This is a genomic window from Micromonospora sp. NPDC048839 (assembly GCF_040649915.1).
In the GTDB taxonomy this organism is placed as follows: Bacteria; Actinomycetota; Actinomycetes; order Mycobacteriales; family Micromonosporaceae; genus Micromonospora.
The window spans coordinates 266,894-289,152 of sequence record NZ_JBEZGL010000010.1; the positions used below are offsets into that span (position 1 = coordinate 266,894).

Annotated in this window: 22 protein-coding genes and 1 pseudogene; 19 read left to right on the forward strand and 4 right to left on the reverse strand. The window is 72.5% G+C overall.

Annotated features, from left to right (window positions below):
• Nucleotides 1–34 precede the first annotated feature (34 nt).
• From argC to argH, 8 genes and pseudogenes are all read left to right on the forward strand, one after another.
• Nucleotides 35–1,036: an N-acetyl-gamma-glutamyl-phosphate reductase gene (argC, locus tag AB0C25_RS21030; RefSeq protein WP_357375510.1), complete on the forward strand. Its 1,002-nt coding sequence runs from the start codon at nucleotides 35–37 to the stop codon at nucleotides 1,034–1,036.
• Nucleotides 1,033–2,205 carry a bifunctional glutamate N-acetyltransferase/amino-acid acetyltransferase ArgJ gene (gene argJ / locus AB0C25_RS21035; protein WP_357375512.1) on the forward strand — a complete coding sequence of 391 codons (1,173 nt, stop codon included), beginning with the start codon at nucleotides 1,033–1,035 and terminating at the stop codon, nucleotides 2,203–2,205. Before argC ends, argJ begins: the two co-directional genes overlap by 4 nt.
• The gene (gene argB, locus AB0C25_RS21040; RefSeq protein ID WP_357375514.1) at nucleotides 2,202–3,107 is read left to right on the forward strand and encodes an acetylglutamate kinase; all 906 of its coding nucleotides are present in this window, start codon (nucleotides 2,202–2,204) and stop codon (nucleotides 3,105–3,107) included. The genes argJ and argB overlap by 4 nt, the downstream gene beginning before the upstream one ends.
• Nucleotides 3,104–4,462 (forward strand): acetylornithine transaminase, encoded by a 1,359-nt coding sequence (locus AB0C25_RS21045; protein WP_357375516.1) that lies wholly within the window; start codon nucleotides 3,104–3,106, stop codon nucleotides 4,460–4,462. Before argB ends, AB0C25_RS21045 begins: the two co-directional genes overlap by 4 nt.
• Nucleotides 4,459–5,370 (forward strand): annotated as a pseudogene (gene argF, locus AB0C25_RS21050) (ornithine carbamoyltransferase); the annotation flags it as partial. The gene AB0C25_RS21045 and the pseudogene argF, both read left to right, overlap by 4 nt.
• Nucleotides 5,371–5,483: 113 nt before the next feature.
• Nucleotides 5,484–5,999 carry an arginine repressor gene (locus AB0C25_RS21055; protein ID WP_357375518.1) on the forward strand — a complete coding sequence of 172 codons (516 nt, stop codon included), beginning with the start codon at nucleotides 5,484–5,486 and terminating at the stop codon, nucleotides 5,997–5,999.
• Nucleotides 5,996–7,207, forward strand: a complete 1,212-nt coding sequence (locus AB0C25_RS21060) for an argininosuccinate synthase (protein ID WP_357375520.1) — start codon at nucleotides 5,996–5,998, stop codon at nucleotides 7,205–7,207. Before AB0C25_RS21055 ends, AB0C25_RS21060 begins: the two co-directional genes overlap by 4 nt.
• 65 nt (nucleotides 7,208–7,272) lie before the next feature.
• Nucleotides 7,273–8,736 (forward strand): argininosuccinate lyase, encoded by a 1,464-nt coding sequence (argH, locus tag AB0C25_RS21065; protein WP_357254943.1) that lies wholly within the window; start codon nucleotides 7,273–7,275, stop codon nucleotides 8,734–8,736.
• Nucleotides 8,737–8,779: 43 nt separating this feature from the next.
• Here argH and AB0C25_RS21070 read toward each other — a convergent pair whose 3' ends face one another.
• Nucleotides 8,780–9,133 carry an MmcQ/YjbR family DNA-binding protein gene (locus AB0C25_RS21070; protein ID WP_357375522.1) on the reverse strand — a complete coding sequence of 118 codons (354 nt, stop codon included), beginning with the start codon at nucleotides 9,131–9,133 and terminating at the stop codon, nucleotides 8,780–8,782.
• Between the two features lie 435 nt (nucleotides 9,134–9,568).
• Nucleotides 9,569–9,994, reverse strand: coding sequence for a DNA-binding protein (locus AB0C25_RS21075; RefSeq protein ID WP_357375525.1), 426 nt, complete (start codon nucleotides 9,992–9,994; stop codon nucleotides 9,569–9,571).
• A 100-nt stretch (nucleotides 9,995–10,094) separates the two neighbouring features.
• Here AB0C25_RS21075 and AB0C25_RS21080 point away from each other — a divergent pair, with 100 nt between their 5' ends.
• The 5 genes from AB0C25_RS21080 (at nucleotide 10,095) to AB0C25_RS21100 (ending at nucleotide 14,116) form a co-directional block, all read left to right on the forward strand.
• Nucleotides 10,095–10,736, forward strand: coding sequence for a DNA-3-methyladenine glycosylase (locus tag AB0C25_RS21080; protein ID WP_357375527.1), 642 nt, complete (start codon nucleotides 10,095–10,097; stop codon nucleotides 10,734–10,736).
• A gap of 10 nt (nucleotides 10,737–10,746) precedes the next feature.
• Nucleotides 10,747–11,904 carry an exo-alpha-sialidase gene (locus tag AB0C25_RS21085; protein WP_357375529.1) on the forward strand — a complete coding sequence of 386 codons (1,158 nt, stop codon included), beginning with the start codon at nucleotides 10,747–10,749 and terminating at the stop codon, nucleotides 11,902–11,904.
• Nucleotides 11,905–11,906: 2 nt separating this feature from the next.
• The gene (locus AB0C25_RS21090; protein ID WP_357375531.1) at nucleotides 11,907–12,182 is read left to right on the forward strand and encodes a ubiquitin-like small modifier protein 1; all 276 of its coding nucleotides are present in this window, start codon (nucleotides 11,907–11,909) and stop codon (nucleotides 12,180–12,182) included.
• A 159-nt stretch (nucleotides 12,183–12,341) separates the two neighbouring features.
• Nucleotides 12,342–13,484: an LLM class flavin-dependent oxidoreductase gene (locus AB0C25_RS21095; RefSeq protein ID WP_357254918.1), complete on the forward strand. Its 1,143-nt coding sequence runs from the start codon at nucleotides 12,342–12,344 to the stop codon at nucleotides 13,482–13,484.
• Nucleotides 13,481–14,116: an FMN reductase gene (locus AB0C25_RS21100; protein WP_357375533.1), complete on the forward strand. Its 636-nt coding sequence runs from the start codon at nucleotides 13,481–13,483 to the stop codon at nucleotides 14,114–14,116. The genes AB0C25_RS21095 and AB0C25_RS21100 overlap by 4 nt, the downstream gene beginning before the upstream one ends.
• Here AB0C25_RS21100 and AB0C25_RS21105 read toward each other — a convergent pair.
• Entirely contained in the window at nucleotides 14,109–14,981 is an 873-nt protein-coding gene (locus tag AB0C25_RS21105) for a universal stress protein (RefSeq protein ID WP_357375535.1), read from the reverse strand. The genes AB0C25_RS21100 and AB0C25_RS21105 overlap by 8 nt on opposite strands.
• Before the next feature lie 120 nt (nucleotides 14,982–15,101).
• On the opposite strand from AB0C25_RS21105, the gene AB0C25_RS21110 reads away from it, so the two are divergent.
• The 5 genes from AB0C25_RS21110 to AB0C25_RS21130 all read left to right on the forward strand — a co-directional run bounded on the left by AB0C25_RS21110 (nucleotide 15,102) and on the right by AB0C25_RS21130 (nucleotide 19,853).
• Nucleotides 15,102–15,605, forward strand: coding sequence for a winged helix-turn-helix domain-containing protein (locus AB0C25_RS21110; protein WP_357375537.1), 504 nt, complete (start codon nucleotides 15,102–15,104; stop codon nucleotides 15,603–15,605).
• 44 nt (nucleotides 15,606–15,649) lie between these two features.
• Nucleotides 15,650–17,125: a serine hydrolase domain-containing protein gene (locus AB0C25_RS21115; RefSeq protein WP_357375539.1), complete on the forward strand. Its 1,476-nt coding sequence runs from the start codon at nucleotides 15,650–15,652 to the stop codon at nucleotides 17,123–17,125.
• A 38-nt stretch (nucleotides 17,126–17,163) separates the two neighbouring features.
• Nucleotides 17,164–17,664: a GNAT family N-acetyltransferase gene (locus tag AB0C25_RS21120; protein WP_357375542.1), complete on the forward strand. Its 501-nt coding sequence runs from the start codon at nucleotides 17,164–17,166 to the stop codon at nucleotides 17,662–17,664.
• A gap of 9 nt (nucleotides 17,665–17,673) precedes the next feature.
• Nucleotides 17,674–18,315 (forward strand): hypothetical protein, encoded by a 642-nt coding sequence (locus tag AB0C25_RS21125; RefSeq protein WP_357375544.1) that lies wholly within the window; start codon nucleotides 17,674–17,676, stop codon nucleotides 18,313–18,315.
• A 206-nt stretch (nucleotides 18,316–18,521) separates the two neighbouring features.
• Entirely contained in the window at nucleotides 18,522–19,853 is a 1,332-nt protein-coding gene (locus AB0C25_RS21130; RefSeq protein WP_357375546.1) for a hemolysin family protein, read from the forward strand.
• A 19-nt stretch (nucleotides 19,854–19,872) separates the two neighbouring features.
• Here the strand turns inward: AB0C25_RS21130 and AB0C25_RS21135 are convergent, their stop codons facing one another.
• The gene (locus AB0C25_RS21135) at nucleotides 19,873–20,256 is read right to left on the reverse strand and encodes a PaaI family thioesterase (protein WP_357254945.1); all 384 of its coding nucleotides are present in this window, start codon (nucleotides 20,254–20,256) and stop codon (nucleotides 19,873–19,875) included.
• Between the two features lie 106 nt (nucleotides 20,257–20,362).
• On the opposite strand from AB0C25_RS21135, the gene tyrS reads away from it, so the two are divergent.
• Nucleotides 20,363–21,655 (forward strand): tyrosine--tRNA ligase, encoded by a 1,293-nt coding sequence (gene tyrS / locus AB0C25_RS21140; protein ID WP_357375591.1) that lies wholly within the window; start codon nucleotides 20,363–20,365, stop codon nucleotides 21,653–21,655.
• Nucleotides 21,656–22,259: the final 604 nt, after the last annotated feature.

Below are 22,259 nucleotides of genomic sequence, written 5' to 3' on the forward strand. Positions count from 1 at the left end.
TTAATCTTCGCTGCATAGTCATGCGGAGGTGGGTATGGGGATTCGAGTCGCGGTCGCCGGTGCGAGCGGGTACGCAGGCGGTGAGCTGCTGCGTCTGATCGCCGGGCACCCGGAGTTCGACCTGGTCGCCGCCACCGCGCACAGCCAGGCCGGGCATCGTGTCGACGTGGTGCATCCGCAGCTCACCGGGCTGGACCTGGTGCTCGGCCAGACCGACCCGGCGACCCTGGCAGACGCGGACCTGGTCTTCCTGGCCCTGCCACACGGCGAGTCGGCAGCCCTCGCGGCCCAACTGCCGGACGAGGTGCGGATCGTCGACCTGGGCGCCGATCACCGGCTCGCCGACCCGTACGCCTGGGCGCAGTACTACGGCGGCACGCACGCCGGGCAGTGGACCTACGGCCTGCCCGAGCTGCCCGGCCAGCGGGAGTTGATCTCCGGTTCCACCCGGGTGGCGAACACCGGCTGCTACGCCGCGGCGATCACCCTGGCGCTCGCGCCGTTGATCGCCGACGGTGCGGCCAGCCCCGCCGACGTGGTGGTGGTCGCCGCCTCCGGCACCTCCGGCGCCGGCCGGTCGACGAAGGCGCACCTGCTGGCCAGCGAGGTGATGGGGGACCTGTCGCCGTACCGGGTGGGCACCCACCAACACACACCGGAGATCAAGCAGGCCAGCGGTGCGACCGGCCTGTCGTTCACCCCGGTCCTGGCGCCGATGCCGCGCGGGATCCTGGCCACGGTCACGGCGGTGCCGGCACGCGGCGTCGACCCGCAAGAGGTGCTGGCGCGGGCGTACGCCGACGCGCCGTTCGTGCACGTGCTGCCGGAGGGCCGCTGGCCGCACACCGCCGCCACGCTGGGCTCCAACTCGTGTCACCTGCAGGCCACCGTCGATGTCGACTCGGGTCGCCTGATCGTGCTCAGCGCCCTGGACAACCTGGGCAAGGGCGCGGCCGGTCAGGCCGTACAGAACGCCAATCTGATGTTCGGCCTGCCGGAGACGACGGGCCTGTCGATCTGGGGGACCGCACCATGAGTGTCACCACCCCACGGGGGTTCCGGGCGGCCGGGGTCGCCGCCGGTCTCAAGGCCGGCGGTGGCGCGGACGTCGCCCTGGTGGTCAACGACGGCCCGGACGCGGGTGTGGCAGGTGTGTTCACCACCAACCGGGTCAAGGCCGCGCCGGTGCGCTGGACGCAGCAGGTCGTGCAGGGCGGCGTGGTTCGCGCCGTGGTGCTCAACTCCGGTGGTGCCAACGCCTGCACCGGCCCGGGCGGTTTCCAGGACACCCACGCCACCGCCGAGCACACCGCCGCCGCGCTGACCTCGGTGAGTCCACGACTGATCCTCGGTGCCGGCGACGTGGCGGTCTGCTCGACCGGGTTGATCGGTGAGCGGCTGCCGATGCCGAAGCTGCTGCCGGGCGTCCGCTCGGCGATCCGCGGACTGTCCCGGGCCGGCGGCCAGGCCGCCGCCGAGGCGATCATGACCACGGACACCCGGCCGAAGACCACGGTGGCCCCCGGTGGGGGCTGGACCGTCGGCGGCATGGCCAAGGGCTCCGGGATGCTCGCGCCGGGGATGGCCACCATGCTCTGCGTACTCACCACCGACGCGGTGGCCGGGCCGGCGACGCTGGACGAGGCGCTGCGGGCCGCGACTCGGGTCACCTTCGACCGGGTCGACTCCGACGGCTGCATGTCCACGAACGACACGGTGTTGCTGCTGAGCAGCGGGGCGAGCGGCATCGAGCCGACGCTGGCCGAGTTGACCGCCGCCGTGACCGAGGCCTGTCACGACCTGGCCCAGCAGTTGGTGGCCGACGCCGAGGGCGCCACCAAGGAGGTCGCCATCGACGTGGTCGGGGCGGCCGACGAGGACGACGCGGTCGAGGTGGGCCGCACGGTGGCGCGCAACAACCTGGTCAAGACGGCGTTGTTCGGCAACGACCCCAACTGGGGGCGGATCCTCGCCGCGGTCGGCACCACCGCCGCCGCCTTCGACCCGGACGAGGTGGACGTGGCGGTCAACGGGGTGTGGGTGTGCCGGGGCGGCGCCGCCGCCGAGGACCGCTCGAAGGTCGACCTGACCGGACGCAACGTGACCATCCGGATCGACCTGCACGCCGGCTCGTCCGCCGCGACGATCTGGACCAACGACCTGTCCCACGCGTACGTGCACGAGAACTCGGCGTACTCCTCATGAGCCTCAGCACCGATCTCGCCCGCGCTCAGGTCAAGGCGGAGACGCTGATCGAGGCGCTGCCCTGGCTGGCGCGTTTCTCCGGCTCCACGGTCGTGGTCAAGTACGGCGGCAACGCCATGACCGAGCCCGAGTTGCAGCGGGCGTTCGCCGCCGACATGGTCTTCCTGCGGTACGCCGGTCTCAAGCCGGTGGTGGTGCACGGCGGTGGTCCGCAGATCTCCGCCATGCTGGGCCGGCTCGGCATCGCCAGTGAGTTCCGGGGCGGCCTGCGGGTGACCACCGCCGAGGCGATGGACGTGGTCCGGATGGTGCTGGTCGGGCAGGTGGGCCGCGAGCTGGTCGGGTTGATCAATTCGCACGGCCCGTACGCGGTCGGCCTCTCCGGCGAGGACGCGCGGCTGTTCACCGCGGTGCGCCGCCCGGCGTACGTGGACGGGTTGCCGGTCGACGTCGGCCAGGTCGGTGACGTCGAGTCGGTCGACGTGTCGGCGGTGACCGACCTGATCGAGGCCGGTCGGATTCCGGTGATCTCCACGGTGGCGCCGGACGCGGACGGGGTGCTGCACAACCTCAACGCGGACACCGCCGCCGCGGCGCTGGCCATCGCGTTGCGGGCGCGCAAGCTGGTCGTACTCACCGATGTGGCCGGCCTGTACGCGGACTGGCCGGACACCACCAGCCTGGTCTCCGAGATCGTCGCGGACGACCTGGCCAAGCTGCTGCCCAGTCTGGAGTCGGGGATGGTGCCGAAGATGGAGGCCTGCCTGCGGGCGGTGCGTGGGGGAGTGCCCGCCGCGCACGTCGTCGACGGCCGGGTGGCGCACTCGACGTTGCTTGAGGTGTTCACCTCGGAAGGGTTCGGAACGATGGTGGTGCCAGGAGACGGGATGGTCGCGTCGTGAGCACGTTGGCGCAGCGTTGGAAGCAGTCCATGATGGACAACTACGGCACGCCGCCGCTGGCGTTGGTCTCCGGTGCCGGCGCCGTGGTGGTCGACGACGCCGGCCGCGAATACCTCGACCTGGTCGGTGGCATCGCGGTGAACGCCCTCGGTCACGCCCACCCGGCCGTGGTGGCGGCGGTGTCGAAGCAGGTCGCGACCCTCGGGCACGTGTCCAACCTCTTCGTCGCGGAGCCGCCGGTGGCCCTGGCCGAGCTGCTGTTGGCGCTCGCCGGCCGGCCGGGCCGGGTGTTCTTCGCCAACTCGGGCGCGGAGGCGAACGAGGCGGCGTTCAAGCTCTCCCGGCGCACCGGCCGCACGCACGTGGTGGCCACCCGGGGCGGCTTCCACGGCCGCACCATGGGCGCGCTCGCGTTGACCGGTCAGCCGGCCAAGGCCGACCCGTTCCGGCCGCTGCCCGGCGAGGTGACCCACGTCGACTACGGCGACGTGGCCGCCCTCGAAGCGGCAGTCACGGACGCCACCGCGATGCTGATCCTGGAGCCCATCCAGGGTGAGAACGGCGTCGTCGTCCCGCCGGCCGGCTACCTGGCCGCGGCCCGGCGGATCACCGCCCGGCACGGCGCGCTGCTGGTGCTCGACGAGGTGCAGACCGGCGTGGGGCGTACCGGGCACTGGTTCGCGCACCAGGCCGAGGGCGTGGAGCCGGACGTGGTCACCCTGGCCAAGGGGCTGGGTGGTGGGCTGCCCATCGGGGCGACGCTGGCCTTCGGCCGGGCCGCCGACCTGCTCACCCCCGGCTCGCACGGCACCACCTTCGGCGGCAACCCGGTCAGCTGCGCGGCGGCGCTCGCCGTGGTGGCGACCATCGCCAACGAGGGCCTGCTCGACAACGTCAAGCGGGTCGGCGAGCGGCTGCGTCGCGGCATCGAGGCGCTGGGTCACCCGCTGATCGATGGCGTACGCGGTGCCGGGTTGCTGCTCGGCGTGACGCTCACCGCGCCGGTGGCGTCGGTGCTCGCCGAGGCGCTGCGGGAGGCCGGTTTCCTGGTCAACCCGGTGCAGCCGGGCGTGCTCCGGCTGGTCCCGCCCCTGATCCTCACCGCCGCGCAGGTGGACGCCTTCGTCGCCGCGCTGCCCGCCGCCCTGGACGCGTCGGCCCCGGCGGCCGCCGGGACCGCCGGGACCGCCGGGACCGCCGGGACCGAGCCAGATCTTGGAGCGAAAGCGCCCCTCCAGGGGCCGAAATCTTCCAAGATCTCGACGCCGACCACGCCGACCACGCCGACCACGCCGACCACGCCGACCACCACGACCACGCCGACCACCACGACCACTACGGGGACGACCGCATGACCCGGCACTTCCTGCGCGACGACGACCTCTCGCCGACCGAGCAGTCCGCGGTTCTCGACCTGGCCGCGCAGATGAAGGCGGACCGCTTCGGCCATCAGCCGCTGGCCGGCCCCCGCTCGGTAGCGGTGCTCTTCGACAAGCAGAGTCTGCGGACCAGGATCTCGTTCGACGTCGGGATCGCCGAGTTGGGCGGACACCCGCTGGTCGTGGACACGCAGGTCACCCACTTCGGCCGGGGCGAGTCCCTGGCGGACGCGGGACGTGTGCTGTCCCGCTACGTCGCGGCCATCGTGCTGCGGACGCACGGCGACGAGCGGATCGCCGAGGTCGCGGCGGGAGCCACCGTGCCGGTGGTCAACGCGCTCACCGACGGCTTCCACCCGTGCCAGCTGCTGGCTGACCTGCTCACCATCCGGGAGCGGTGCGGCGGCACGGCCGGGCGCACCCTGACGTACGTGGGCGACGGCGCGAACAACATGGCGCAGTCGTACCTGCTGGCCGGGGCGCTGGCCGGCATGCACGTGCGGATCGCCGGGCCGGCGGGGTTCGCGCCCGATCCGGCCGTCGTGGACCGGGCGGCCCGGATCGCCGCCGACACCGGCGGGTCGGTGCGGGTGCTGACCGACCCGGCCGAGGCGGTACGCGACGCCGATGTGCTGGCCACCGACACCTGGACGTCGATGGGGCAGGAGTCCGACGGGCTGGACCGGATCACCCCGTTCCTGCCGTACCAGGTCAACAAGGAACTGCTCGGTCAGGCCGCGCCGGACGCGATCGTGCTGCACTGCCTGCCGGCGCACCGTGGTGAGGAGATCACCGACGAGATGCTCGACGGGCCGCAGAGCGCGGTCTTCGACCAGGCGGAGAACCGGCTGCACGCGCAGAAGGCGTTGCTGGCGTTCCTGCTGGAAATCGCGACCGGTGACGCTGCGACCGGTGACGCTGCGACCGGTGACGCCGCGACCGGTGACGCTGCGACCGGTGACGCTGCGACCGGTGACGCTGCGACCGGGGCGCGGCGATGACCGGGCCGTTGACCCGCGCGGCCCGGCACGCCCGGATCGTGGAGCTGATCCGCGACGGGGCGATCCGGTCGCAGACCGAGTTGGCGGACCTGCTCGCCGCCGACGGTGTCGTCGTCACCCAGGCCACCCTCTCGCGGGACCTGGAGGAGTTGGGCGCGGTCAAGGTGCGCGGCGGTGACGGACCGGCCGTCTACCTGATCCCGGAGGACGGCCAGCGACCGCTGCGCGACGCCGAGGCAGCGCCGGCGCGGCTGGTGCGGTTGCTGCGCGAGCTGCTCAACGGGGTCGACTCCAGCGGCAACATCGCCGTGCTGCGGACCCCGCCGGGCGCGGCCCAGTACCTGGCCAGCGCCTTGGACCGGGCGGGTCTGCCGGAGATCGTCGGCACCATCGCCGGCGACGACACCATCCTCGTGGTGGCCCGCGAGGCCATCGGCGGGGCCGCGCTCGGCGACAAGCTTGCCGGTTGGGCCCGCCGGGACGACACCGTCGAAGGGAACCTCCCGTCATGACCGAGCGGGTCGTGCTCGCGTACTCCGGAGGGTTGGACACCTCCGTGGCCATTCCGTACCTGGCCGAGCAGACCGGCGCCGAGGTGATCGCGGTGGCGGTCGACGTCGGGCAGGGCGGCGAGGACCTCGACGCCATCCGGCAGCGCGCCCTGGACTGCGGCGCCGCCGAGTCCGAGGTCGTCGACGCGCGCGACGAGTTCGCCGCCGACTACTGCCTGCCGGCGATCCGGGCCAACGCCCTCTACATGGACCGCTACCCGCTGGTGTCGGCGCTGTCCCGACCCCTGATCGTCAGGCACCTGGTGGCGGCGGCACGTACGCACGGCGGCACGATCGTGTCGCACGGCTGCACCGGCAAGGGCAACGACCAGGTCCGGTTCGAGGTGGGGCTGAACGCGCTCGCCCCCGACCTGAAGATCATCGCGCCGGCCCGGGACTTCGCCTGGACCCGGGACAAGGCGATCGCCTTCGCCGAGGAGAAGGGGCTGCCGATCGACGTGTCGGCCAAGTCCCCGTACTCGATCGACCAGAACCTGTGGGGTCGCGCGGTGGAGACCGGCTTCCTGGAGGACATCTGGAACGCCCCCGTCGAGGGCCTGTACTCGTACACCGCCGACCCGGCGCAGAACCGCGACCCCGACGAGGTCGTGATCACCTTCGACGGCGGCGTGCCGGTGGCGATCGACGGTGAGACGGTCACCCCGTACCAGGCGATCCTGGAGCTGAACCGGCGCGCCGGCGCCCAGGGCGTGGGTCGGCTCGACATGGTCGAGGACCGCCTCGTGGGCATCAAGAGCCGCGAGGTCTACGAGGCGCCCGGCGCGATCGCGCTGATCACCGCCCACCAGGAGTTGGAGGCGGTGACCGTGGAGCGGGACCTGGCCCGGTTCAAGAAGGGCGTGGACCAGCGCTGGGGCGAGCTGGTGTACGACGGCCTGTGGTTCTCGCCGTTGAAGGACTCGCTCGACGCGTTCATCGACGACGCGCAGCGGCACGTGAGCGGCGAGGTGCGGATGACCCTGCACGGCGGTCGGGCGACGGTGACCGGCCGGCGCTCCGAGGCGAGCCTCTACGACTTCGGGATGGCCACCTACGACACCGGAGACACGTTCGACCAGTCCCTGGCGAAGGGCTTCGTGCAGTTGTGGGGGCTGCCGAGCCGGATGGCCGCCGCTCGGGACGCCCGATTGGGCGGTGGCGGACAGTGACCCGTGCGAGCGCGAACGCAGTGAGTGAGCCCCGCAGTCGCGAGGGAGAGACGAGCAGAGCAATGATGGGCGACGTGGACGACAAGAGCCTGACCGAGAACAGCGCAGCCACCAACCGGACGAGCCTGTGGGGCGGCCGCTTCGCGGGCGGCCCCGCCGAGGCGCTGGCCCGACTGTCGGTGAGCGTGCAGTTCGACTGGCGCCTGGCCCCGTACGACATCGCCGGTTCCCGGGCGCACGCCCGGGTCCTGGCCGGCGCCGGCCTGCTCGACCCGGAGGAGCTGGGCCGCATGCTGGCCGCGTTGGACGACCTGGAGGCCGCCTGCGCCTCCGGGGCGTTCCGCCCCACCATCGAGGACGAGGACGTGCACACCGCGCTGGAGCGCGGTCTGCTGGAGCGCCTCGGCAGCCTCGGTGGCAAGCTGCGCGCCGGCCGGTCCCGCAACGACCAGGTCGCCACCGACCTGCGGCTCTACCTGCGCGACCACGCCCGGGGCGTGGCCAGCCGGCTCGTCGAGCTGGCCGAGGCGCTGGTGGAGCAGGCCGAGCGGCACATCGACACGGCCGCGCCCGGCATGACGCATCTCCAGCACGCCCAGCCGGTCACGTTCGGGCACTGGCTGCTCGCCCACGTGCAGCCGCTGCTGCGGGACCTGGAGCGGCTGCGCGACTGGGACCACCGGGCGGCGGTCAGCCCGCTCGGCGCGGGCGCCCTCGCTGGTTCGGGGCTTCCGCTGGACCCGGTGGCCGTGGCCAAGGAGTTGGGCTTCCGGACGTCGTTCGCCAACTCCATGGACGCGGTCGCCGACCGGGACTTCGTCGCCGAGTTCCTGTTCACCACCGCCCTGATCGGCGTGCACCTGTCCCGGCTCGGCGAGGAGGTCGTGCTCTGGACCTCGCACGAGTTCGGGTGGGTGGAGCTGGACGACTCGTTCGCGACCGGGTCGTCGATCATGCCGCAGAAGAAGAACGCGGACATCGCGGAGCTGGCCCGCGGCAAGTCCGGCCGCCTGGTCGGCGGCCTGGTGACGGTGCTCACCATGCTCAAGGGCCTGCCGATGACCTACGACCGGGACATGCAGGAGGACAAGGAGCCGGCGTTCGACGCCGTCGACACCCTGGAGCTGCTGCTCCCGGCCCTGGCGGGAATGATCTCCACGATGACGGTCCGGGTGGATCGTCTCGTCGCCGCAGCCCCGGTCGGCTTCTCCCTGGCCACCGAGGTCGCCGACTGGCTGGTCCGGCGCAACGTGCCGTTCCGCGACGCGCACGAGATCACCGGTCGGCTGGTGGCGCTCTGCGCGGCCCGGGAGTGCGAGCTCAACGACGTCTCCGACGACGACCTGACCGCGATCAGCGAGCACCTCGACCCGTCGGTGCGCGACGTGCTCTCGGTCCGCTCGGCCCTCGCCGCCCGCACCACCCCCGGCTCCACCGGGCCCGGCCCGGTGGCCGACCAGCTCGCCACCGCTGCGGACCGGCTGACCACGTGGCGGGAGTGGGCCGCCGAGCGGGTCGTTCCGCGCTGAGCTGTGCCGTGGCGTCGGCGCTGGCCGCCGGCGCCGCGGCGGTTCAGGCCGTCGGGCGCTCCCGCTTCGGCAGCTTCGCCACCACCATGTCGTACGACGCGTCGACCGCCTCGGTCAGCTCCTCGTCGTCGATCCCGCCGTCCAGGCGCAGCGTGTTCCACCCGGACCGGCCGATGTAGGCCATCACCTGGGCGTCGTCGGGGTGCCGGTGCAGCCACTCGTCGGCCACCTCCCGGGTCTGCCCGCACTTGATGCCGACCGTCGGCTTTCCCGCGCCGCTGCCGAGGAACGCGAAGATCCGGCTGCCCACCTTCACCACCTCGTCGCCCTCCCACGGCCGGTCCAGCCACGCTCCCGGCTTGGCCAGGCAGTACGCCAGCATCTCCGCGCGCTCCATGGGTGCCTCCTCGTCGTGCGCACAGTGTGCCCGCCGCGGGGCCGTCGCACGCGCGCCGTGCCGATCCCGCCCGCACAAGCGCGCGTGCCGATCCCACCCGGCCCCCGCCCGGCTCTGGCCCCGCCCCGCGCGCCGATCCCGCCCGGCCCGCCCCGCTCTGGGCTCGCCCTGCCCCGCCCCGCCCCGGCCCGCCCCGCAAGATCGTGCTCGATCCAGGATCTAGTGGCCTCCGCCGCGGTTGAGGCCACTACATCCTTGATCGAGCACGATCTTGACGCGGTCGCGCGCGATCTTGCACCGACCAGCGCGACCTTGCCGCGGATGAGCCCGACCTTGACGCCGACCAGCACGATCTGCACGGACCAGCGCGACCTTGACGCGGATGAGCCCGACCTTGACGCCGACCAGCACGATCTGCACGGACCAGCGCGGCCGTCAGGCGCTCTGCTCGGCCGAGCGGGCGGCGACCCGCTCGTAGCGCTGCCGGGCCGCCTGCGCGCTGCCCAGCCCCAGCCCGTACGCGATGGCCTGCCAGGTCAGCCCCCGGTCGCGGGCCAGCGTCATCAGCCCGGCCTCCAGCGCGTCCAGTTCGGCGCGGACGTGCGGCAGCAGGGTCAGCGCGGCGGTGAGGTCGGCGGCGTCGATCGGCTCCTCGGCCGGCTCCCGCTCGGCTCCGCCGGCGGCCAGCGCGGTGACCAGGGCGACGGCCTCCCACGGGTCTAGCACGTACGGGTGGGCCCAGCGGCCGCGCTGGTTGTCGTTGCCGGCGTGGCGGTCGCTGATCCGCTGGAGGGCCTCGTGGGTGCGGTGGGCACGGGCGTGGGCCGGGTGCGGCGCGGTGAACGGGTCGTTCGTCGTCATGCCCCGAGCACACACCTTCAACATGCAATTGTCAACATAATGTTGATGCTGGGGTGGGTCGTGCGTGGTGATCACCGCTCGGCTGGGTAACGTCGGAAGCATGGACCTGTCGCCCGGTGACCACGCCACCGACGCCGACCTGGCGGGGCTGGCCGACCTGCTCGCCGGCCCCCTGCTGCCGGCCGCGCGCGGGCTGCTGGGCTGCGAGCTGCACGCGGGCGGCGTCACCGTCCGGATCACCGAGGTCGAGGCGTACGCCGGCATGGCCGGGGATCAGGCCTCGCACGCGCACCGTGGTCGCACCCCCCGTAACGCGGTGATGTTCGGGCCGGCCGGGCACGCGTACGTCTACTTCACCTACGGCATGCACTGGTGCATGAACGTGGTGACAGGTGTCGAGGGGGAGGCTTCCGCGGTCCTGCTGCGTGCCGGGGAGGTCGTCGACGGGCTGGCCACGGCCAGGGAGCGCCGGCCGGCCATCCGGCGGGACGTGGATTTGGCCCGCGGACCCGCCCGGCTCTGCTCCGCGCTCGGCATCGACCGCGAGGCGTACGGCGCGTACCTGCTGGGTGACGGTCCGGTCCGGTTGCGCCCACCGACGCGGCCGGTGCCGCCGGAGACGGTGGTCGCCGGCCCGCGCGTCGGGGTGACCGGCGCGCACGACCTGCCGTGGCGGTTCTGGCTCGACGGCGATCCGACGGTCAGCGCCTACCGCCGGCACGCGCCCCGCACCCGGCGCTGACCCTGCGGGCGTGGGTCCGGGGAACGTGTCGGAGGGTGTGGCCATAATCACCGCACTGCTCATTGACGGTTCGGAGGAGATCATGGCGACGCTGCTCGCGATCGGCACGGCCAAGGGGCTGTTTCTCGCCACCAGCGCCGATGACCGGCGCGGTTGGGAGATCACCGGCCCGCACTTTCCGATGACCGGGGTCTACGCGGTCGCGGTCGACACGCGGCGGTCCACCCCGCGGCTGCTCGTCGGGATGACCAGCTCACACTTCGGCCCCAGCGTCGCCACCAGCGACGACCTCGGCGCCTCCTGGGACGAGCCGGACGAGGCGCCGGTCGCGTTCCCGGTCGACACCGGCGTCTCCCTCGGGCGGGTCTGGCAGTTGGTGCCGGCCGGCCCCGACCAGCCGGACGTGGTCTGGGCCGGCACCGAGCCGTCGGCGCTGTTCAGGTCCACCGACGGTGGCCGCAGCTTCGAGCTGGTCCGTTCCCTCTGGGACCACCCGCACCGCCCGCAGTGGGACGCCGGCTTCGGCGGCCAGGCCGTGCACACCGTGCTGCCGCACCCGCGTGATCCGGCCCGGCTGCTGGTTGCCATGTCCACCGGTGGCGTCTACCGCTCGGAGGACGCCGGGGCGAGCTGGGCGCCGGGCAACACCGGCATCCACGCCCGCTACCTGCCCAACGAGTGGCCGGAGTTCGGCCAGTGCGTGCACAAGGTCGCCCGGGACGCGGCCGATCCCGAGCGGCTGTACGCGCAGAACCACCACGGCGTCTACCGCTCCGACGACGACGGCCGCACCTGGTCCTCGATCGCCGACGGGCTGCCCAGCGACTTCGGCTTCCCGATGGTGGCCCACCCCGGGCGGGGCGGGATGGTGTGGACCTTCCCGTTGGTTGCCGACAGCGAGCGGTTCCCGACCGACCACCGCTGCCGGGTGTTCCGCTCCGCCGACGCCGGCGGCAAGTGGGAGCCGCTGTCGGTGGGGTTGCCCGAGGGGCCGTTCTACCCGGCGGTGCTGCGCGACGCGATGTGCGCCGACGACGCCACCCCCGGTGGGGTCTACTTCGGCACCCGCTCCGGCTCGGTCTACGCCAGCCGCGACGAGGGCGACTCCTGGTCCCTGGTGGCCGCACACCTGCCGGACGTGCTCTGCGTCCGGGCCGTGGGGGTCTGAGCGTGGTCACCGTGCTGCTGCCCGGCCCGCTGCGGGGCGAGGCCGGCGGGGCCAGTCGGCTGAGCGTCGGCGCCGCCGGGACGCTGCGGGCGGTCCTCGACGAGTTGGCCGTCGCGCATCCGCGGCTGGCCCGGCGGATCCGCGACGAGCGTGGCGAGCTGCGCCGCTACGTCAACGTCTACGTCGACGGTGCCGACTGCCGGCACTCGGGCGGGCTGGCCACGCCCGTCGGTGAGGGCGCCGAGGTGCAGGTGCTCCCCTCGGTGGCCGGCGGTTGAGCCGGTGACAAGCCCCGTCAAGTCCGGCGGTGTCCGCTATCGGGCGTGACCGGCGTCACCGCGAGATGGGCCGGCCACGGAATAGTTGCGTCGTCAAATAAGTTGTGAGCTGCGTCCGGGTACCACGACGGCACCCGGTTGACACGCGAGGAGCTGGTCATGCAGTTCGGAGTCTTCACCGTCGGCGACGTCACGGTCGACCCGACCACCGGTCGGGAGCCGACCGAGCATGAGCGGATCAAGGCCATGGTCGCCATCGCACTCAAGGCCGAGGAGGTCGGTCTGGACGTCTTCGCCGCGGGCGAGCACCACAACCCGCCGTTCGTGCCCTCGTCGCCGACCACCATGCTCGGCCACATCGCGGCGCGCACCGAGCGACTGCTGCTGTCCACCGCCACCACGCTGATCACCACCAACGACCCGGTGAAGATCGCCGAGGACTACGCGATGCTCCAGCACCTCTCCGACGGCCGGGTGGACCTGATGATGGGCCGCGGCAACACCGGCCCGGTCTACCCGTGGTTCGGCAAGGACATCCGCGCCGGCATCCCCCTCGCGATCGAGAACTACGACCTGCTGCACCGGCTGTGGCGCGAGGACGTGGTCGACTGGAAGGGCAAGTACCGCACCCCGCTGCAGTCGTTCACCTCGACGCCGCGCCCGCTCGACGGCGTGCCCCCGTTCGTCTGGCACGGCTCGATCCGCAGCCCGGAGATCGCCGAGCAGGCCGCGTACTACGGCGACGGCTTCTTCGCCAACCACATCTTCTGGCCCAAGGAGCACACCCAGCGGATGGTCGCGCTCTACCGCCAGCGGTACGCACACTACGGCCACGGCAGCGCCGACCAGGCCATCGTCGGCCTCGGTGGCCAGGTGTTCATGCGCCGCAACTCGCAGGACGCGGTCCGCGAGTTCCGGCCCTACTTCGACAACGCCCCGGTCTACGGGCACGGGCCGTCGTTGGAGGAGTTCACCCGGGAGACGCCGCTGACCGTGGGCAGCCCGCAGCAGGTCATCGACCGCACGTTGGGCTTCCGGGAGTACGTCGGTGACTACCAGCGGCAGCTGTTCCTGGTGGACCACGCGGGGTTGCCGCTGAAGACCGTGCTGGAGCAGCTCGACCTGCTCGGTGAGGAGGTGGTGCCGGTGCTGCGTAAGGAGTTCGAGGCGCTGCGTCCCGCGCACGTGCCGGCAGCGCCGACGCACGCCTCCCTGGTCGCCGCCGCGGGCGGTGGCAAGGACAGCACCGTGCACGCCGTCGACGACGTGACGGGCAAGGCACCGGAGGGGGCGACCCGATGACGCGCCGCACCCTGGCCGTGGTCTCGGCGGGGCTGAGTCAGCCCTCGTCGACGCGGCTGCTCGCCGACCAGCTCGCCGCGGCGACCCGCGACGAGTTGGTGCGGCGCGGCTCCGAGGTGGAGCTGCACGTGGTCGACCTGCGGGAGTACGCCCACGACGTGGTCAACAACATGCTCACCGGCTTCCCGCCGACCGCGCTGCGCGACGTCATCGACACGGTGACCGGGGCGGACGGGCTCATCGCCGTCACCCCGATCTTCAGCGCCTCGTACAACGGGCTGTTCAAGTCGTTCTTCGACGTGTTGGATTCCGAGTCGCTTGTCGACCGGCCGGTGCTGATCGGCGCCACCGGGGGCACCGCCCGGCACTCCCTCGCGCTGGAGCACGCCGTCCGCCCGATGTTCGCCTACCTTCGGTCGGTGGTCGTCCCGACCGCGGTCTTCGCCGCACCGGAGGACTGGTCCGACGGCACCGCGGACGGCGCTCTGCGCGGTCGGATCCGGCGCGCCGCCGGTGAACTGGCCGACCAGATCGAGCGCCGGCCGCCGACCAGCGGCCCCGCCGACCCGTTCGCCCTCACCACCGACTTCCTGCAGATGCTCGGCCGATCCGACGGCGCGCCAGTCAGCTGACCGGGTGGGCGACCAGCACCGGGCAGTGCGCGTGCTGGATCACCGCCTGACTGACCGACCCGAGCAACAGACCCGCGAATCCGGCCCGGCCCCGGGTGCCCACGACCAGTAGCGACGCCGTGCCGCTGGCTTCGATGAGCCCCTGGGCCGGGCCGGCCGCCCGGACCGGATGCTCCCGCACCACCAGGTCGGGGTGCTCGGCGCGTACCGCGGCGGACGCGTCGGCCAGTAGCCGCACCGCCTCGGCCTGGTCCGCGGCCTGCGCCTCCTCGATCTCCTCCGGCACCGCCCGGTCCCCGGCCGCCGGGCCGACGTGCACCAGCACCAGCGGCACCTCCCGCCGCGCTGCCTCGTCGGCGCCGTAGCCGGTGGCCAGCCGGGACGACTCGGAGCCGTCGACCCCGACCAGCACCGGCCCGTCCACCGGGATCGGCTGCTCGTCCGGGCGGACCACCAGCACCGGGCAGTGCGCGTGCGCGGCCACCTGCGTGCCGACCGAGCCGAGCAGCAGCCCGGCGAACCCGCCGAGCCCTCGACTGCCCACCACGACCAGTTCGGCCTGGCGGGACTCCTCGATCAGCGTGATGCCGGGGCCGCCGGCAACCTGGCGCACCTCGACGACCAGGCCGGGCCAGCGGTCGGTCAGGTCGGCCGCCGTGGTCTCCAACATCCGCTGCGCCTCCTCGGACGGCACCGGCATCCCGAGGTCGTACGGGTTGAGCGGGATGCCGTAGCCGAGTGGGTGCAGGTAGCCGTGCAGCAGGAGCAGCGGCCGGGACCGGAGCAGTGCGGCGCGGGCCGCGTGCTCCGCGGCGACCAGGCTGGACGGCGATCCGTCGACGCCCACCACGACGGGTCGGTTCATCGGCGCTCCCTGGGTCGGTCGGTTGCCCCCTTCATCCTGCTGCCTCGGTGGCGGCGCGCTCGCCACGGATCGCCGACGCCTAGACTTGCTCGTAAGTACGTTAGTACGTACTATTCCCACATGAGCACAGTGGAAGAGCGGCTGGCCGCACTGGAAGCGCAGATCACCGCCCTGAGCGAGCGGCTGACACCGGCACCGACGACACCGGCCGCGTCCGAGGGCACCTTCTGGGCCCTCGACGGCCTCAAGCAGCGCCTGCCGCCCGACGGCGCCGGCGCGGTCCTCTACACCGGCACCGTCCGCGTCGCCGGCCAGCACTACGACTGGCAGTACGGCCGCACCGTCGACGACGTGCTCGCCGCCGACTGGACCGAACTGTCCAGCACGCTCTCCGCGCTGGCCCATCCGGTGCGGCTACGGCTGCTGCGCGAGATCCTCGACGGTCACCAGAGCACCAGCGAACTGGCCGAGATCGAGGAACTGGGCACGACCGGCCAACTCCACCACCACCTGCGCCAGATCACCGCCGCCGGTTGGCTGCGCAGCGTCGGCCGAGGCCGGTGGGCCGTCCCCGCCGAACGCGTGGTGCCGCTGCTCACCATCCTCACCGCAGCCGGTCGCTGACCGCCCCCACAGCACCGACCGCCCCAACAGCAGGGAGAAGCACCATGCGCAGGACGACCGCGATCACCATCGCCGTGGCGCTGGCCGCCGGCCTCGCCGGGATCACGCTGATGCCCCGGGTGGCCCGCCTCGGCGCGCAGGCCACCGGGGACGCCGATCTGGCCGCCGCCGCACGGGCCGCCGTGCGCGACCCGTCGGGGCACCGCGGCCTGGCCGTCGCCCTGGTCGAGAACGGTCGGATCCGCACCGCCGGCCTGGGCGACCGGGACCAGAGCGGCCAGCCCGTCGAGCCCGGCACCTCGTTCGAGATCGGCTCGGTCACCAAGGTGCTCACCGGCATGCTCCTGGCCGACCAGGCCGCCGCCGGGGTCGTCCACCCCGACGACGCTCTCGGCGCCACCTGGCCCACCGTGAGCGGCCCCGCCCGCGACGTGACGCTCGCCGAACTGGCCAGCCACCGCGCCGGCCTGCCCCGACTCGCCCCCGGCGGCATCCTGGGCTGGGCCCGCATCCTCTGGTCCAACGTGTCCGGCGGCAACCCGTACGCCGGGCAGGACGTCGACGCCATCCGCGACGCCGCCGACCGGGTCACCCCCGACGACGACGAGCGCGGCGACGTCCACTACTCCAACGTCGGGCCGTCCGTGCTCGGACATGCGCTCGCCGCGAAGGCCGGCGTCGCGTACGCCGATCTGCTGCGGTCCCGGCTGCTCCAACCGCTCGGCATGAACGCCACGGTGATCGCCACCCACGCCGACGACCTGCCGACCGGCCGCGCCCACGGCGGCCGGGCCGCCGGCCGGGCACTCGACATCTGGTCCGGAGTGGGCTACGCCCCGGCCGGCGTCGGCCCCTGGTCCACTGCCGAGGACCTGGGCCGGCTGGCCGCCGCGACCCTCGCCGGCACCGCGCCCGGCACGGACGCCACCACCGCCCGCTTCCGCGAGGACGAGAACACCCACATCGGGTACGGCTGGTTTACGACCCGGCACGGCGACCACGAGGTGGTCTGGCACAACGGCGCGACCGGCGGGTTCCGGTCCTACCTCGGCCTCGAACGGGCCACCGGCCGGGCGGTGGTGGTCCTCGGCAACACCGACAAGGGCGTCGAGCCGATCGGGCTACGACTGCTCGGCGTACCGGAGAAGGAGGCGGGAAAGGCGGCTCCAGCGGCTCCCGTCTGGATCGGCGCCGGTCTCGCGGTGGCGCTCAGCTTCCTCGGCGGCCTGTCCCTGCTCGGCACCGCCCGCCGCCGCGAACTGGACCGGGTGACAGTGGTGGCGGCGGTGGTGTGGGCGTTCGCCTATCTCGGGTTGGCGCATCGGATGGGTGACTGGTCGGTGGTGCCGGTCTGGCTCTGGCCGCTCGGCGCCGGCCTGTCCGCGGCGGGGGCCGCACTGGCCGTGACCCGGTGGTCCGCCCTGCCGGTGGTCGACGCGCGGGTGCCGTGGCGTCGCCTGCTGTCGGTGGGCAGCTCCCTGCTCGCCGCCGTGCTGGCGGTCGCCGCCGTGAGCGACTGAGCGCGCGGCGCGGGTTCGCCGTTGCGTACCCTCGTCCGATGACCTCTGCTCTGCGGTTGCGCCCGGTCCTGGAGGACGACCTCGTCGAGTTCTTCCTGTTCCAGCAGGACCCGGAGGCCAACCGGATGGCGGCCTTCGTCGCCAAGGACCCGTCCGACCGTCGGGAGTTCGCCCAGCACTGGGCCCGGGTGCTCACCGACCCGGCGAACCTGGTCCGCACCATCGAGGTCGACGGCGAGGTGGTCGGCTACGTGAGCGCCTTCCCCGCCGAGGGCAGGACCGAGGTCAGCTACTGGATCGACCCGGCTCGCTGGGGCCGGGGGCACGCCACCGCGGCCCTGACCGCGCTGCTGCGCGAGGTGCCCCGACCGGTGCACGCCCGCGCCGTCAAGGACAACGCCGCGTCCCTCGCGGTCCTGCGCAGGTGCGGCTTCGTGGTGGTCGGCGAGGACTCGGGGTACGCCAACGGTCGCGGCGAAGACGTCGAGGAGTGGCTGTTGGAGCTGCCCGCCGACGCCCCTGACCTGGGCGGGCACTAGTCTCGCGGGGTGAACTGGTTGGATCTGGTCGGCTGGGCCGGCTCCGCGGTGCTGGTCTGGTCCCTGTTGCAGTCGCGTGTCCTGCGGCTGCGCGCGCTCAACCTCGTCGGCAGCGTCGTGCTGATCGGCTACAACGCCGCCATCGAGGTCTGGCCCATGGTCGGGCTCAACGTCGTGCTCGCGGCGATCAACATCTGGTACCTGCGCGGAATGCTCGCCACCCGCCACGACGAGCAGACCTACCAGGTGGTGGAGGTCGGCGTCGGCGACCAGTTCCTCGCGCACACGCTGCGGGTGCACGCCGCCGACATCGCCCGGTTCAACCCCGACTTCCACTGGGACCCGGACGCGTCGGGACGATCCGCCTTCCTGGTGGTCACCGCCGACGAGGTGGTGGGCGTGGTGCTGTCGCACGCGGAGGCGCAGGGCGTCGCCCAGATCGACCTGGACTACGTGACCCCCAGGTTCCGGGACTTCACCCCGGGCGAGTTCGTCTACCGACGCAGCCACCTGTTCACCGAACGAGGCTTCCGTCGGGTGGTCAGCCCGCCCCGGATGGTCGCCCCGTACTACCACCGGCTCGGCTTCCGTCCCGAGGGCGACTCGTACGTCCTCGACCTGCCGGCGACCCCGGCCGCCGATCCGGCGTAGCGTCACCCGCGACCGATCCGGCGTAGCGTCACCCGCGCCCGATCCGGCGTAGCGTCACCGACGCCCGATCGGCGTAGCCTCCTCGCCGGGGCAGGATTCGGCGGGCACCGGACGGGGCAAACACACGCCTACGCCGGGCGGGCTCGCCGACCGGCGGGCACCGCGCGTACCGGCCGGTGCCACCACCACGAGGGAGCGAACCGGGCGTGCAGAGCTACGGGAGCCAACTGGCCCTGGTCGGAATCCTGGTCGTGATCAACGCGCTCTTCGCCGGCAGCGAGATGGCGCTGGTGTCACTGCGGGACAGTCAGATCCAGCGGTTGGAGCGCACCAGCCGCGCCGGGCGGGTGCTGGCCCGCCTCGCCAAGGACCCGAACCGCTTCCTGGCCACCATCCAGATCGGCATCACCCTCGCCGGCTTCCTGGCCTCCGCCGCCGCGGCGGTCTCGCTGGCCAAGCCGCTCGTCCCGCTGCTCGGGGTGTTCGGCAGCGCCGCCGAGACGGTGGCCATCGTGGTGGTCACCCTCGCGCTGACCTTCGTCACCCTGGTCTTCGGCGAGCTGGCCCCCAAGCGGATCGCCATGCAGTCCGCCGAGCGGTGGGCGCTGCTGGTGGCCCGGCCCCTCGATCTGCTCGCCAGCTTCACCCGGCCGGCCGTCTGGGCGCTCGGCGCCACCAGCGACGTGGTCGTCCGCCTGGTCGGGCTCAACCCGAAACACCAGCCGGAGGAGATCGGCCCGGACGAGTTGCGCGACATCGTCGCCGGCAACCACGGCTTCACCAAGGAACAACGCACCATCATCGCCGGCGCGGTGGAGATCGCCGACCGACGGTTGCGGGCTGTCCTCGTACCCCGGTTGCAGGTCTTCACGCTCGACAGCGGGACCACCGCGGAGGCCGCGCGGCTCGTGCTGGCCGCCACCGGGCACTCCCGCGCGCCGGTCGTGCGCCACGGCGGCCTGGACGACACGGCCGGCGTGATCCACCTGCGCGACCTGGTGGGCGTGCCCGACGACCGCCCGGTCGACGAGATCGCCCGCCCCCCGATGCTGCTGCCCGACTCGCTGCCGGTGGTGGACGCGCTGCGCCAGTTCAAGGCGGAGCGCCAGCACATCGCGCTCGTGGTGGACGAGCGCGGCGCGGTCGACGGCATCGTCACGCTTGAGGACATCCTGGAGGAGATCGTCGGCGAGATCTACGACGAGACCGACCGGGACGTGCGCTCGGTGCGGCGCGACCCGGACGGCGCGCTGCTGCTGCCCGGCACCTTCCCGGTGCACGACCTCCCGGACATCGGCGTCGAGTTGCCGTCGCGCCCGGACGGCGACTACACAACGGTCGCCGGGCTGGTGCTGGCCCGCCTCGGGCACATCCCCACCGTCGCCGGCGAGGACGTCACCCTGGACGGCTGGGTGCTGATGGTGGCCGGCATCGACCACCGGGCGATCACCGAGGTACGGGTCAGCCGGGTGCCCGACGACACCGATGCCGACGCCGACCCGGCGGCGGAGCCGGTGCTGGACGAGGCCCGCAGCTGAACCGTCCGGGTGCCGCCGCTCAGTCGCGCGAGAGGTTCTGGAGTCGGACCTGACCGCGGGCGACCAGCCGCTCGTCGGCATCGGTGATCTCCACCTGCCAGAGCTGCTGGCTGCGGCCCCGATGCACGGGGGTGCCGACCGCGGTCAGCTTCCCGTCCCGGACGGCCCGCAGGAAGTCGGTCTGGTTCGACACGCCGACCACCGTGCCCCGGTCGGCCAGCCAGAGGGAGCCACCCACACTGGCCGCGGTCTCCACGACCGAGCAGTACACCCCGCCGTGCTGGATGCCGAACGGCTGGTGCAGCTCCGGTCGGACCTGCCAGCTGATGACCACCCGGTCGGCGGACGCCTCCTCGAACGTCAGGCCGAGCAGGGCGACGAAACCACCCGTCAGATCCGGCATCTCCACGGTAAATCCCTCCTCGATCAACGGGGCGCAAGCCTAGCCGGGGCGGGTTGCGGCAAACCCGGTACGGGTCGGTGCCGGCGATGGGGGAGAATCGGTGACCGTGACCGACAGCAGCCCCCCGCCCTCCGGGCGGGACTCCCTGACCGACGACCTGCTCTGGCGTGGCCTCATCCAGGACTCGACAGGCCTCGACGAGCTGCGCGAGCTGCTCGACGGCGGGACTGCCGCCACCTATTACGTGGGCTTCGACCCCACCGCGCCGAGCCTGCACGTCGGCAACCTCATGCAGGTCCTCATGGCCCGCCGGCTGCAACTCGCCGGCCACCGCCCGTTGCTGCTGGTCGGCGGGGCCACCGGGCAGATCGGTGACCCGAAGGAGAGCGCCGAGCGGACGCTCAACCCGCCCGAGGTGATCGCCGGCTGGGTCGAGCGCATCCGCGAACAGCTCGCGCCCTTCGTGTCGTACACCGGGGACAACGCGGCGCAGCTGGTCAACAACCTGGACTGGACCGGCGAGATGTCGATCGTCGAGTTCCTGCGCGACGTGGGCAAGCACTTCCCGGTCAACAAGATGCTCGCGCGGGAGGTGGTGCGGGCCCGACTCGAGACGGGCATCAGCTTCACCGAGTTCAGCTACCAGCTGCTGCAGGGCAACGACTTCTTCGAGCTGCACCGCCGGTACGGCTGTCAGCTCCAGTTCGGTGGCTCCGACCAGTGGGGCAACATCACCGCCGGCGTCGACTACGTCCGCCGGCGGGGTGCCGGGCCGGTGCAGGCGTTCACCACGCCGCTGGTCACCAAGTCCGACGGTACGAAGTTCGGCAAGAGCGAGGGGGGTGCCGTCTGGCTCGACCCCACGATGACCAGCCCGTACGCGTTCTACCAGTTCTGGCTCAATGTCGAGGACCGAGAGGTCGACCGCTACCTGCGCTACTTCAGCTTCCGTACCCGTGACGAGTTGGAGGAGCTGGCGAAGGCGACGGCCGAGCGGCCGGCGGCGCGCCTGGCGCAGCGGGCGCTCGCCGAGGAGCTGACCACCCTGGTGCACGGCGCCGAGGAGACCCGCCAGGCGGTCGCCGCCAGTCAGGCGCTCTTCGGCCGCGGGTCGCTCGACGACCTGGCCCCGGAGACGCTGCGTGCGGCGTTGACCGAGGCCGGCCTGGTGCGTCTCTCCGGCGAGTTGCCGGATGTCGCCGGCTTGTTGCGGGACTCCGGGCTCGTCAGTGGGCTCAAGGAGGCCCGTCGGGTGATCGCCGAGGGTGGCGCCTACGTCAACAACAATCGGGTGACCGAGGTGGACGCCGGGGTGTCCGCGACCGATCTGCTGCACGGGCGATACCTGGTGCTGCGTCGCGGCAAGCGCTCGTTCGCGGGCGTTGAGCTGGGCGAATAGTCGACTGTCGACGATGTGACCGGGGACGCGTCCGGCGGATTTGACGATCATCCCGCCGGACGCGTAACTTTCTCTCTGCCAGCGCGGAACGGACGAAACAGGCGAAAGCCTGAGGCGGCCGGAGCGCAGGACAAACGGCCTCGGGTCGGCGGGCTTGCCCACCGGATCCCGGACCGGGAGGTGCCGCCAGAAACGCCGCGAGGCGGATTTGGTGCGGCGAAACCGACCGGGTATGGTTACCAACCGGCAGGGCACCGGGCGAGCTTGCGGGAGACCGCAGCGGCCGGCCTGCCGAATCCGTGACGAGAGCGGCGCAAGCCGGTCGAGACATGGTGCCCGCATTACCGAATGAAGCACGACGAACCGCGAAACACCGGTTTGACACGGCGGAAACGAGCGGGTAACGTAGTAAAAGTGCCTGGCGCTGGAAAGCGCTAAGGGACACGGTACGAAAAGCCCCGGTTGGGGTTCCACTGAGGTGGGGCTTCTGGTCGGTGTGTGGTTGTTCGTTGAGAACTCAACAGGGTGCTTGTAAAGCCAGTGCCAATTATGATTTATACCCCGGACTGGTCAGTTTTTGCTGGCTGGTTGGGATTCCTTTGGC